10 protein-coding genes and 2 pseudogenes are annotated in these 11,845 nt (G+C 67.9%); 6 read left to right on the top strand and 6 right to left on the bottom strand.

From position 1 onward, the window contains the following. Positions 1–10 precede the first annotated feature (10 nt). Positions 11–1,078, bottom strand: coding sequence for a hypothetical protein (locus WMF29_RS17710; protein ID WP_437329958.1), 1,068 nt, complete (start codon positions 1,076–1,078; stop codon positions 11–13). Between the two features lie 983 nt (positions 1,079–2,061). On the opposite strand from WMF29_RS17710, the gene WMF29_RS17705 reads away from it, so the two are divergent. The 3 genes from WMF29_RS17705 (at position 2,062) to WMF29_RS17695 (ending at position 4,035) form a co-directional block, all read left to right on the top strand. Beyond that, positions 2,062–2,595, top strand: a complete 534-nt coding sequence (locus tag WMF29_RS17705) for a hypothetical protein (RefSeq protein ID WP_437329957.1) — start codon at positions 2,062–2,064, stop codon at positions 2,593–2,595. A 547-nt stretch (positions 2,596–3,142) separates the two neighbouring features. Continuing rightward, positions 3,143–3,421, top strand: coding sequence for a hypothetical protein (locus tag WMF29_RS17700; protein WP_437329956.1), 279 nt, complete (start codon positions 3,143–3,145; stop codon positions 3,419–3,421). 449 nt (positions 3,422–3,870) lie between these two features. After that, a complete protein-coding gene (locus WMF29_RS17695; protein ID WP_437329955.1) occupies positions 3,871–4,035 on the top strand; it encodes a hypothetical protein in 165 nt (54 codons plus the stop codon). Positions 4,036–4,213: 178 nt separating this feature from the next. On the opposite strand, the pseudogene WMF29_RS17690 reads toward WMF29_RS17695, so the two are convergent. From WMF29_RS17690 to WMF29_RS17675, 4 genes and pseudogenes are all read right to left on the bottom strand, one after another. Next, positions 4,214–4,903 (bottom strand): annotated as a pseudogene (locus WMF29_RS17690) (hypothetical protein); the annotation flags it as partial. Positions 4,904–5,161: 258 nt separating this feature from the next. After that, complete coding sequence (locus WMF29_RS17685; protein WP_437329954.1) at positions 5,162–6,031, bottom strand: hypothetical protein; 870 nt, start codon at positions 6,029–6,031, stop codon at positions 5,162–5,164. Between the two features lie 306 nt (positions 6,032–6,337). Further along, positions 6,338–7,933, bottom strand: a complete 1,596-nt coding sequence (locus WMF29_RS17680) for an SPFH domain-containing protein (protein ID WP_437329953.1) — start codon at positions 7,931–7,933, stop codon at positions 6,338–6,340. Between the two features lie 326 nt (positions 7,934–8,259). Beyond that, positions 8,260–9,099, bottom strand: coding sequence for an SDR family NAD(P)-dependent oxidoreductase (locus WMF29_RS17675; RefSeq protein WP_437329952.1), 840 nt, complete (start codon positions 9,097–9,099; stop codon positions 8,260–8,262). A gap of 136 nt (positions 9,100–9,235) precedes the next feature. Between WMF29_RS17675 and WMF29_RS17670 the strand changes: the two are divergent. After that, positions 9,236–9,463: pseudogene (locus tag WMF29_RS17670) on the top strand (DUF3072 domain-containing protein); the annotation flags it as partial. A gap of 6 nt (positions 9,464–9,469) precedes the next feature. After that, positions 9,470–9,703 carry a DUF3072 domain-containing protein gene (locus WMF29_RS17665; RefSeq protein WP_437331133.1) on the top strand — a complete coding sequence of 78 codons (234 nt, stop codon included), beginning with the start codon at positions 9,470–9,472 and terminating at the stop codon, positions 9,701–9,703. A gap of 71 nt (positions 9,704–9,774) precedes the next feature. On the opposite strand, the gene WMF29_RS17660 is transcribed toward WMF29_RS17665, so the two are convergent. Next, a complete protein-coding gene (locus WMF29_RS17660) occupies positions 9,775–10,497 on the bottom strand; it encodes a hypothetical protein (protein WP_437329951.1) in 723 nt (240 codons plus the stop codon). A gap of 474 nt (positions 10,498–10,971) precedes the next feature. On the opposite strand from WMF29_RS17660, the gene WMF29_RS17655 reads away from it, so the two are divergent. Further along, positions 10,972–11,817 (top strand): hypothetical protein, encoded by an 846-nt coding sequence (locus WMF29_RS17655; RefSeq protein ID WP_437329950.1) that lies wholly within the window; start codon positions 10,972–10,974, stop codon positions 11,815–11,817. Positions 11,818–11,845 lie beyond the last annotated feature (28 nt).

Below are 11,845 nucleotides of genomic sequence, written 5' to 3'. Positions count from 1 at the left end.
GTTTGTCGTCCTAGCGAAGCGCCTCCAGCCAGCCAAGCAATTCGTTGAAAGATGTGAGAAGCTTTGCGCCTCCCCGATTAGCGCTTCGAACTAGCCGCGCAAGTCGCCGGTCGAAGGTCACGAATGCGTCAGCGTAAACCGGAGGAGAAGTCGCATGGTCGATGTCGAAGAAATCTTGGGGTTGTGGCTTTCTGTTCGACTCCAGAGTGTCGTGAGCCATCAGGCGTGCGTGCTGGTCAAGTATCGGCATCCGCTTGCATATCTCGCGTATCCGTTCGGGACCGCCCGCGCCCTTAGCCGCCAGCACCTCGCTAATTCGCGACGCCGCCTTCTCCGGGCCGAGTATCGAAAATAGATGTTCCGCCCCTCCCTCGAGCAGGTAGCTCTTTATGAGCGCCACCCGTTCGTCGAGCAGTGCCCGAGCGAAGGCCTGTTGTTTGGGCAACTTCGGCCTGGTCCGCTGCCGAGCCCGCAGTGCCTCCATCTTATCTACGTAGCTTGCGCGGAATGCGGCATGCCGCTGCTTCCAGTCACCTTGCTCAGCGATGAACCGGACGCTTCGCATCCGCGGGTCGGAAGCCATGTCATCAGCGAGCTTTCTTAGCATGCTCAGCGTCCAACCCGCCGGGAAGCTCAGCGTACCTTCCCCGAGGTGTTCGGGAACGCTTGTAAAAACTTGCGTTCGCTCAAGCGGTCGTTCATCGCCTAGAAAGAACCACTCCGACGCGCTCCAGGCCTCAAGCTTTAATAGTATGGCAGGTGACCGGAAAGTAACACCGGACGACAGTTCGTCTAAGAGCGTGCAGTGACGCAGCTTCGTGGCGACGTCCTCGATTTCAATCGCTTCGGTGATGCTTGGGAACGCCAGCGGGAACAGTGCTTTGCCAGCCGCAACTGCCGCGAAACAGGCGTCCCGACACGCCGTCGCCGCGGCGGTCCTAGCATCTCGCAGTTCGATCCAGACGTTATTGTCCAGGTACGCCAGTTGGCGCTGTGCAATCCGCTCCGCGTAGACTTGCTCCGGGTCGTACATCCGCAGCGAGAGCGCGGGCAGCGTCGGTTCAGATAGTGGTTTCATAGTGAATCGTCAGTCCAACGATTTGCCGGTCTGCCGCGAAGCCCGCCAGCCAGGCGCTTTCGGTAGGGCATGATCGTACCACCGATCGCGAGCGTTCCTTTCTCGAAACGGCGGGCTTCGTCGGCAGCAGCGGCTTGTTCGGCGGCATCCTCCAGTCGTGGGCTGAGTCCAACGTCCTACGCAGCTTCTTTCCAGCCCGGCGGCATGCGCGGGGAGGCCGGGGGAGCTGTATGGGGCCATGGGCACGCACCCGTGCCGCTGCTGGCGGTCGGGTCGCGGGTCGTCAAGGGCGCGGCTTCAAATCGCTGCGCCTAGGGCACGCGCTCGGGGCCGTGGTCGTTCACCATCCAGCAGTTCGATGAGGACGAACTCGGCGCGGCCGCCGTCGAGCACAGGGCGCCGGAGCCGATCGGCGCAGTCTCTCGCCGCGGCGCGGGCGTCCGGTGGGGGGCCGCTCCAGGCCTAGCCGGCGTCGCGGTCCCCGGCACGAACTGGGGGCCGCCGTCCACCTGGGTACGCTCGGGGCCGTCGCAGATGTCGAGGCGAGCGTCGGCCAGCTCGGCGCAGTGGCTCTCCACCTGGCCGAGCGCCGGAGCGAGGCTGCCAAAGGGCGAGCGTGGCGCCGTCGCCCATCTGACCTAGTACAGAAGGGGCGCCGGCGACGAGGCGCGCGGGCGCGAGTTCGGCGCGGCCCCTCTCCGCCGCTGCGGTCACAGATGTTGAAGCGCACCCGGGGAAGCACGGTGCGGCCGCCATAGTCAAACGGAATAGTCGTGGCGCTGCGGATTTCCGGGCGAGAGCCGTTCGCCCACCAAATGGTTGACGAACACCTCCACCGCGTAGCCGCGTGTGCGCCCGGGACGGCTCGACCCTCGAGCCTTGCGATCTCCTCGTCGGATTTCTCTTGGACGCCCAGGCCACAACCAGAAAAATGGCGCGCGTACACACACCGCGTGTCGCGGCTTGGCCAAGGGCCTCCCACCATGTCGATGCGCTTCCACGGCAAGGTCAGCCTGATCTGCGCTTATATGCTCGTCATCGCTCCTGAGCCGGCGCTGGCACTCGAGTTCAGCGGCGGTGTCAGTGTCGGTGGGATCCAGGTTGGAACTGAGCCCAAGCTTGCCGTGAGCCCCTTCGTCGGCTGGCTCTGGCGCAGAGCGAGCGACTTCCGGATCGAAGTCCACAACGTGCTCAGCATCGTTCCAGGTGCAGGCGTCGGGGTTTACGATCGAACGGCGGTTACCCTTGGGTATGCCACGAAGACAGGCAACGTCAGTTTTGGCCCGTCGCTGTCGATCTACTTGATGCCGGTGTGCGGCGCCGTGATCTGTGACCGCGTGGTCGGCGTCGCTCCTGGTGGCCGCGCCCAGACCGACTGGTACTTCGCGGGGCGTTTGGGGGCGTCCACGAGCGTCAACCTGGACTGGGCTGGTGGGAGTAGCCGTGTCCTTCCTGGCGGCATGGTCCTGATGGTCACTGCCGGACCTATCTGGCGGTTCGGGGGAGAGTCAAGATGAAGAGAGGGGTCGTTCTTCTGGTTCTCGGTTTCACGGGGTGTAACTACGATCTGGGGGAGTGTTACGTCCGGGGTCATGGAACGGAAGGAGCTGGCGGGAGCATCATCACCCCTACAGGTGGCGTCGGGGGCTTCGGGTATGTCCCGCTAGAGCCGCAAAACCACACCGGGTACGACGAGGATCCGTGCGGCGGCTCAGAGCTCGCCGAGTGCACGGTTACGTGGAAGGCTGGCTCCACTCAGTGCAAGAACTGGGGTGAGGCCGGTGCCTGCACCTCGCTCTACCAGGGCCAACATGCGAGCCTGGACGAAGCCAAGGAGCGATGCGAATATGCCAATGGGGTGCACCTCGACTCGGGCGTGCAGTCGTGCGGCCCGTGCCGGTGGGTGACCGGCGCGCAGAATGACTGCTTGGAGCGCTGCAAGGATCTCTGTTACCAGATATGGGTGAATTGTCGCAACAATTGTCCCAAGGGGAATAAAAACTGCCTGTCTGAATGTACAAACGATCTCGCCGTTTGTAACCGCGACTGCGACAGAAAGTGCCGATGATCATGATCGAGTTAAAGTACAAGTTCGATGGAGATGTTCATCAGGACATCGTGGTGCGATTGTTCGATGTCAAACAGGTGCGCGGTGCAGACGATCCCGCACCTTGGGACATCAGCGTAACGATCGTGTGGGGAGACGAGGTCGCGTTCGATCGCCCGCTAGCCGGTGCGGATCCGCTCCACGCAGTGGAGCTGGCCGCTCAGTTCGCGTCCAAGTACATCCGCGGCCGAGCGGAGGATGCGGGCGGCACCCTTGAACCGCCGATCGCGCCCTGAGGACGATACTGAATATACTGATTGCTTGAGAGATCGCGACAGGCAGTCGTGATTGAACTAACGACAAAGCTAACTCCCGCTGACGGTAGCCTGCGGATCGTCACGATCCGAATCGGCGATGTTCGCAAACGCACGCAGGGACCGAGAACCCATGGTCTGCTGCTGTGGAAATACTCGGCTTCGCCAGGGTCGAAACTTCTCGACTTCGTGGGCGAGACTGGGCGGAGGCCGTTGAGTATGCGGCCAGGTTTGCCGCGATCCGCCTCGCCGACAAGGTGGAGGCAGAGGGCGGAGGAACGCTCGATCCTCCCTTCTCGCCTCGTCCGCGCTCGTCCGGATCGAGCGGGGGCACCTGCGGCATCGCCGACGATGAGGTCGACGAGGAAGATGCATGATCCGGGAGGATCCACCCCCCCGGCATCCCCGAGGAGGAGCCAGGGGCGCGCGAGATGGCCCGGGAGATCGATGCCACGTACCCTGGCTACCGGCCGATCCCGCCGGAGCTCGGGAACGAGGTGGTTCCGGACGTGGCGATGGACACGGTGTCGATGGGCAAGGCGACGATATACATGTGCCTCTTCTCGCCCAAGTGGACTTGGGTGGATCCGGTGTAGCCCTTCCCCTGGGCGTCCGCCGTCCGCGTGCCCGGCGAGGAGCTTGAGGCGAACTCGGCGGCGCCCCCTCCGCAGCGGCGCGGCTCCGCGGAGGTCGAGGCGCACGTTGGCCAGCAGCTTGCCGACAAAGTGGGGGATGCGTTGAGATCCTCGCCGTACTCCCCTGACGTGACTGCGGCTACTCGGGAAAGCGAAGCGTCTCGTGGCTCTCGCCGCTCTGCCCCATCGTCGTCGTGCCATCGTGGTTCCAGCTGGTTCCGCCCGTGCCCGGCGGTCCGATCTCAAAGGTGACGCCCTCGAGCGTGAGCTGGTCCTCGTCGAGGTAGGCGACGCCGATCGAGTCGCCGCCGCGCCCCGGGCCGCCGTAGCCGCCAGGCCCTCCCTGGCCGCCACGGCCACCCATGCAGGCCTGAAAGACGTCCAGCAGAGCGGCGCCCGGTGCGCCTCTGCCTCCTCCGCCGCCCTCCTGGGGCGGCCCGCCGTTGCCGCCCGTGCCGCCGTAACCCGTCGTGATCATGCTGTCGCGCACGGTCAAGGGGGCGTGAAGCGCGACGATGCCGATCGCCGGATGTGCATTCGCTCCCCCGCGGCCCCCTCGACAACCACAGCCGCCGGCCCCGCCCGAGCCTCCTCCTGCGCCGCCCTTGGAGGCCACGCCGCACATGGCAAGCCCGCCCCGACGACCACCGCCGCCGCCGCCTTGGCCCGGCGTGCCCCAACTCCGCTCGGCCCCTGTAGCGCCCTCCCATCCAGTCTCGGTGAGGCGCCCGATGCCCTCGCCGGGCGCGCCCTGTGTTCCCGGCGCCCCGGGGCCCCAGTCGGACCCGTCGTAGCAGCGGACATTGACCTTCATGCCGATCGCTCCGCGGCACCAGGGAAGTCTTGGAGCCACGTCCACCGCGAGACGAGTGCCACTCGTCTTTTCTTGGAGCCACGTCCACCGCGAGACGGGTGCCACTCGTCTTTTCTTGGAGCCACGTCCACCGCGAGACGGGTGCCACTCGTCTTTTCTTGGAGCCACGTCCACCGCGAGACGAGTGCCACTCGTCTTTTCTTGGAGGCACGTCCACCGGGAGACGAGTGCCACTCGTCTCCCGCGTGGAGGAGTCGGCTCACCCGGATGGGTTCACGGCGTGCTGCCCGCCCCGAGCGGTGGCGCCGGGACGGCTTCGGGCTTTGTGGCGGGGGCTCTTCGACGGGGCTTCGCGAGGTCGTCGACCATCTCGACGTACGGCGCCAGCAGGAACGCGGCCAGCGCCTCGCTCCCCGGGATCTCCGGGTCGGCGTGGCTCTCGATCTTCTGGATCAGGCTCCGCAGCGCATCCCGGGCGGCGCTCCACTGCGGCCGGCCGTCGGTCGGCCCGCCCTCCTTGGCGAGGACCACGGTCGTGAAGCCGTAGGCCTCGCCGAAGCGCGCGTGGGCGGCGACGAGCTGCCGGTAGTGCCGGGTCCCGCCGAACTGCTCGATCACCGCCTGCGCGCGCTCCTCCTCCAGCGTCTTCATCCGCTGCACCATCGCGGCCCACTGGACCCGGGGCCGGCGCGTGATGAAGCGAAGCCCCTCGGGCGCCGGAAAGAGCTGCCCGTACAGCCAGCGCGCATCGGACGGCGACGGCGTCTGCCCATCCTCGGAGAGCCCGGCGGCGCCCGCGTTCCACTGCTCGAGCGCGCGCCATCGGTCGTCGCTGTCGGTGTTCGCCGCGCTCCGCTCGGCCTCGCTCGTCACAGAGTGGCGCTGGGCGGCCTGCGCGCTCGCCCGCACGCCGCGGAAATCCTGAAGCTCTGTCGCGGCCGCGTCGAAGCGCTTCCACGGCCTGTCGATGTGCGGCGGCAGCGCCGCGATGGGCTCGATCCCCCTGGGCAGCGGCGCGTCGCCCTCCTTGCGCTTACCGCCCTTGGGCCGGAGCACCGCCGCGATGCGCGCGCTCATCTGATCTCGGAGACCGATCACGTCGTCCGCGACGAGCTCCTGGGGGAGGACCATGGTCGAAAACATCGGTGATTCACTCACGGGGGAAACCTCCTGTGATGTCTGATGGGCTCTGGCCTGCCGCCGCGGCGACACGCCGTGGTTTCGTTGCGGCGTGGCTGCACGGCAACCCACGTGCCGGCGCGAGATGCGTGAAGGTCTCGGCGAAACGCCTCAGACAGCGAGGAGCTGAGCGCAATGCCCTGTCATGATCCGCAACGGATTGCGCTGTTGCGCAACGCTCCCGTCGGCGCGTCACGACCGCTCGTGTGTGGGACTCGCGACGCACATGGTTCGCCGAACCGCATGAAGTCGCGTTTCACGTCGCCGGGCTCAACGCCGGTCGCTGTCCAGCCCGCTCTCCTCGGTCAGCTCCGCCTTCTGCGCGCGCGCCGGCGGCACCTCGAGCCCTGCCGCGCGCGCCAGCCCCATCACCCCCTCCACGGCCGCCGCGATGTACCCGAACGGGTTCGCCCCATCGACGGCCGTGATGTGCACCTCTCCCATCCGCTGCTGGAACGCGGCGGCGAGCGCCGGCATCTGCTGCGCGACCGTCAACCGGATGACCTCCGGCGACACGGTGTTCTCGATCTCCCGGAGCGCCCGCGCGCGGTCGAGCTCGATCTCCTGCGTGAGCCGCGCCTTCCTCGCCTCGATCTCGGCGATGGCGAGCTCGGCCTCGGCCACGAGCCGGCGCGCGCCCGCGATCGCCGCGCGCTGCCTGAGCAGGTCGATCTCGTGGGCGCTCGCGGCCATCTTCGCCGCGTGGCGCGCCGCCGCCGCCTCCGCCTCGAGCGTCGTCTTCTCGATCTCGGCCCTCAGCGTGAGCGCCGCGATCTGCTGCTCGTGGGCCAGCCGCGTCTCCTTCAGCCGCGCCTCGGCCGCGAGCTCCTCGAGCTTGCCCTGCTCGTTCGTCGCCTGTCGCTGCTGCTTGAGGCCGACGTCGGCCGCGAGCTTCCTGAGCTCGATCTCGCTGTCGAGCGTGATCTGCCGCTCCCGGGCCGCCCGCTCGGACACGAGCTTCGCCTCCGACACCCGCGCCTCGGAGGCGAGCTCCTCGAGCCGGGCCTTCTCGCTGGTCTCCTGGCGTCGCGTGCGCAGCTCGACCTCGGCGGAGAGCTTGGTCAGCTCGATCGCGCGCTGCGCCTCGGCCTCGCCCTGCCGGACCGCGCGCTCGGTGAGCAGCGACGCCTCCCTGGCCTTCCGCTCCTGCTCCTGGCGATAGTGCGCCTGCAGGTTGCCGAACACCGCCGGAGAGAGGATGCGGACGTCCTGGATCTCGATGGTATCGATGAGGACGCCCCACCCCTTGTCGGTGGCGTCCTCGGCGCTGCCGCGCCCGGAGACGACGGGCACGATCTCTCGTATCAGCTCGCTGGCGAGCCCTTCCTTCCGCCGCGTCAAGCATTCCTCGACGGAGAGGTTCGCGACCAGCCGGCGCACGGCGCCGGCAAACATGTCGACGAGCAGCGCCTCGAGCTTCTCCTGCGCGCGCTCCGGGAACGAGAAGTTCAGCATCCGGAACGCGATGAGCGGCTCCGCGATGCGGTAGACGGCGAGCCCCGTGACCTCCACGCCGACCTTTTCGAGGGTGACCTGGTCGGCCGTGAACTGGAGCTTCTGGACCGTGGTCGGCACGACGGCGACGCTGTCGCCCGGGAGCTTGAAGCACGAGGCGCCCTGACCGGAGGTGGGCCGGAGGCTGCCCCGCCGCATGTGAATCAGGTACTCGCTCGGCTTCGCGCTGATACGGCCCCACTTCTTGAGCTTCTCTGGATCTTCGGCCGGCTTGCCGGCGCGCCAGCCCTGATCGTACCGCCCGCGACCGGCCGCCCCGGTCCCGTGATCGTCCGCGTGGAGGATCGGCGCGGCGCCGCCCGGCACGCCGCCCTCGTGGATGATGACCCTGCGCTGCTCGATGTGCGTCATGACCTCTACCTCGCGAGAACGGCTTTCGCAGGAAGCGGGCCACGCAGGAGGCACGGCGAAGGAGGCGTTTCGGGGCCGCGCCGCGCGCCGCCGACCCGCGATAGGCGAGGCGCCGATCCGGAATGGAGCGCAGCGCCGGTCCAGGATGGAGCGCTGTCGCCCGGCCGCCCGGCCGCGGCGGTGGCCGCCTCCTCCTGCGGCGAGGCATCACGCCGATCTCGGCCACCCGCCACGATGGTCCGGCCCGCCGGGTAGCGGCGAACAGTCCGGCGATTTTCGTGCCCCGATCGGCGTCGCGCGCTTCGCGCGGCTGATCAACCGCCGCGTCACAACCAGGGAATTACCCGGCGGTGCTGTACGAGCTCACCATGAACCACGCGCGCCGACTCGGCGGGTTCCGTGCAGATCCAGAGGACGTTCTTCGCGGCGTCCGCCGGCGACTGCGCCGACGACATGTCGTCGAACCACGGACGCGACGCGTCGGTGTCCACGAGCCCGGGGCAGAGCGCGGCGATGGTGAGCCCGCGCTCTGTGGCCTCAGCCTGTCGCTGGCGCGCATAGATCTTCATCGAGGCGACCTGAGCGACCTTGGACGGGATATTGATCCACGCCGGCCAGTGGTGGAGCTCTGCTTCGCCGCGCTCGACCAGCTCGACGTACTCGTCCATGACGCGCTCGATGTCCTCGAGAGATCGCGTGGCGGGGTCGAAGCGGTGGTGCAGCCGCGAATCCAGCTTGCTCAGGGAGCCGAAGGAGCTCGCGACCACGAGGAACCGCCCGCCGTCGCGCAGCAGGTGCCCGAAGGCGCGGATCATCCGGTAGGTGCCGTGGTTGTTCGTGTCGATGAAGGTGCGGACCTGGACCGCCTGGGGCAGGTCCTTCCCGATGCGCGCGGCCGCGTTCGAGAGCACGATATCTATCCCGCCGTGACGGCGCGCCACCGTCTCGGCCAGGGCCTGGACGCTGGCGTCGTCGGTCACGTCCAGCCGGGCCAGGGACGGCTGCAGGCCTTGCTCGCGCAGGCGCGCCACGGCCGCCTCGCCGCGCTCCGGATCCCGGGCCCCCAGGTACACGGTGCTGCCCGGCGGCAACTCCTGGCACAGACGGGCCACCATCGCATAACCGAGGCCCTGGTTCGCGCCTGTAACGAGTGCGATTTTCGACATCGATCCCTCCTCACCCTCGCGCCGCGAAGACGTGGTGTTCGAGGAGTGTTACCCCAGCCTGGCTCGGGGCGCGACGATCGTCGTTCGGCGTGCTCGCGGGCTTGCCACGCGCCCTCCCGGGATTAGGAAACCGGAGATGAGCACGAAAAGAGACCAGCAGGCCGCCGATCCCAGGGCCGCGGGGCAAGCAGGCGAACAGCGGCCGTCGAACGTCCAGAAGGATCCGCGCGACTGGAAGACGGGCGACGAGCCGATGACGGGCGCGCAGGCGTCGTACCTGCACACGCTCGCGGAGCAGCAGGGCGAAGAGGTCCCCGACGACCTGACCAAGGCGGAGGCGTCCGAGAAGATCGACGAATTGCGGGACGCCGTGGGCGTCTCCGGCGGCGCGGAGGCGGCCGCCGGCGTCGAGAACACGCGCAAGGACCCCGAGCAGTGGAAGACGGGCGACGAGCCGATGACAGGCGCGCAGGCGTCGTATCTCCAGACGCTCTCCCAGGAGGCGGGCGTGGACTTCGAGGCGAACCTGACCAAGGCGGAGGCGTCGAAGCGCATCGACGAGCTGCAGGCGAGGACCGGGCGCGGGCAGAAGCTGCGGGAGTGACCGACAGGGCGCTTCAGCTCGCCGCCCCGGAGGCGTGGGGTCTCCGCTGAACGTCGCGCCCCGTTCGCCTTCTATTGCTGCGAGCGCTGATAGGTATTCCCGAAGCCGTCCTGCACCACGACGGCGAGCCCGTCCACCGCCTCCACCTCGAGCTTTTCGTCGATCACCCGCGTTCGAAAGGCCCAGCCGGCGGGGAGCGTCAACGTCTCGCCGAGCTTCGCGAGCGACGCCTCGTCCTGCTGCACCTCCTGCACGCTGTACGACTGCATGTCGTAGATCGCGCCCTCCGGATCGACGAGCTCGTAGACGGTCTTGCCCGCGTCGTAGCCCCACGTCGTGTCGCGCCGCACGGTGCGTGTCTCGTACGGCTTCGCCTTGCTCGAGGCCTCGGCGAGCGCGACGGTGAGCGTGCCCGTCTTGCGCATCTCGATGCCGCCGAGCGTGCGCACCTCCGGATCGAGCACCTTCGAGCCTTCGAAGCTGTCGATCATCCAGTGGCGCGGGCCGTTCATGACGACCACGTCCGCCATCGTCTCGGCCTTCACCTCGGCCTCATCGACCGCTACCCACGCCGCCTCGGGGCACTCGTTCAAGCCCTGCGTGTTGTACACGTCGATCCTCACCGATCTCGCGCCGAGATCCGCGTCGCCGAGCAGGATCTCGCAGTAACGGCTCCCCCGCAGGGCCTCCTGCGCGGGCACGGGCGTCTCGGTTTCGACGGGCGCCGTGCTGCCACAGCCGGCCGCAGCGAGAAGGAGCGAGAGGAAAAGGGGGAGCGACGACGGCTTGTTCATGGCGTGTACCTCGGGCAGAAGGCGATCGTGGAGAGCGCGGATCGCGCCCTCTTTCCCCTACTCCCGTAAATGGTCCCGCGGACCCGACACGGCCTCGGTCGATTTTTCCCCGCGCTCCCCCCCGTTGAGGTGGCCTGGATCTCCAGGGATGAGGAGAACATCGCCTCTCCGCGGCCCGGCGATGCCCCCTCTCGCCGCTCGCTCACTCTGGCAGCTCCGGCAGCTCGGATGAGCGCCTGTCATGGCGGCGCAACAGCGGCTGTCCGCGCCGCGGTCACCTGTCACGCCGCCGTACCACCTCGCCGGGAGAGGCGCGGGCGATCCGCCGCCGCCACGCCGCTCTCACGCGTGGCACGGCGCATGCTCCTTGTCGCGGGCACACAGCGCGGCGATCATGGCCGCTTGTGTCCATGACCGGCAAGCTCGCCGTTGCCGTCAACGAAGGCTCGAAACTCTCTGGACGAGGAGATCGCGATGAAGCGCTCTGCTGGTGCGCACGGGATGGTGATGGGCATCGGGCTCCTCATGGCGGCTTGCGGGCCGGCATCGGAGTCGGAGATCGAGGCCGAGCTCGACGGGCCCGGGCTCGAAGCGACGGTGATAAAGCCCGGATCGCAGGACCCCAACGGCACGCCGAAGCTCGCGTGGCACACCTGGAAGCTGGAGGTCGCCCGCTGGCTGCGGCACCCGCTGCTCCAGAACGGCGCCATCAACCCGGCGATCACCACCACCCCCGTCTTCTCCGACGCGGGCGGCGAGGAGGTCTTCAATCACACGTTCCGCTGCGCCGTCGCGAGCGGCACCGTCGTGACCTACGGCAACAAGCCCTACCAGGGACGGGGGATGGTGAGCGGCGCCTCCGTCTGGACGGAGAAGGGGCTCTCCGACGACGTGATCGACAACGTGCTGGAGTGCGTGATCGCGTTCGTCAACGACAAGAAGGATGGCGTCAAGATCCTGCTCACGGGATCCCACGTGAACGACGACGGCGGCGACCACGGCGGGTTCATCCACAGCGAGGCGGTCTGGTGCGCGAGCGTGGTCGCGGGCAACGTCGTCGTGGACGTCTACCCGACACGCTCGTTCCTGAGCGGGTGCGGGATCGACGCCAAGGCAGCGCTGGCTCAGCGGTACTGCTACCAGAAGAACACCTGCGGCCTCGTCTACAAGGATGTCCTCGAGTTCAACGCCGAGTGCCAGGCCGTGGGCGCGCCGGGGAGCGGGCAGTACGACTGCAACAGCAAGGCGTGCACGATGACATGGTTGGAGGACCCCGCGCCCGACTGGTGCGATCCCCTCCCCCCCGGCTACCCGCAATGAGCCGCAACGCTCCGCTGGCGCAGCTCAC

Origin of the sequence: Sorangium sp. So ce381 (assembly GCF_051473845.1) — a bacterium.
Lineage (GTDB): Bacteria > Myxococcota_A > Polyangia > Polyangiales > Polyangiaceae > Sorangium > Sorangium atrum.
This window is presented reverse-complemented; position numbering and strand designations above follow the sequence as displayed.

Coding starts and splice junctions, on each gene's coding strand:
- WMF29_RS17710 (WP_437329958.1), bottom strand. CDS start 1,078: ATGAAACCACTATCTGAACCGACGCTGCCCGCGCTCTCGCTGCGGATG.
- WMF29_RS17705 (WP_437329957.1), top strand. CDS start 2,062: ATGTCGATGCGCTTCCACGGCAAGGTCAGCCTGATCTGCGCTTATATG.
- WMF29_RS17700 (WP_437329956.1), top strand. CDS start 3,143: ATGATCATGATCGAGTTAAAGTACAAGTTCGATGGAGATGTTCATCAG.
- WMF29_RS17695 (WP_437329955.1), top strand. CDS start 3,871: ATGGCCCGGGAGATCGATGCCACGTACCCTGGCTACCGGCCGATCCCG.
- WMF29_RS17685 (WP_437329954.1), bottom strand. CDS start 6,031: ATGTTTTCGACCATGGTCCTCCCCCAGGAGCTCGTCGCGGACGACGTG.
- WMF29_RS17680 (WP_437329953.1), bottom strand. CDS start 7,933: ATGACGCACATCGAGCAGCGCAGGGTCATCATCCACGAGGGCGGCGTG.
- WMF29_RS17675 (WP_437329952.1), bottom strand. CDS start 9,099: ATGTCGAAAATCGCACTCGTTACAGGCGCGAACCAGGGCCTCGGTTAT.
- WMF29_RS17660 (WP_437329951.1), bottom strand. CDS start 10,497: ATGAACAAGCCGTCGTCGCTCCCCCTTTTCCTCTCGCTCCTTCTCGCT.
- WMF29_RS17655 (WP_437329950.1), top strand. CDS start 10,972: ATGAAGCGCTCTGCTGGTGCGCACGGGATGGTGATGGGCATCGGGCTC.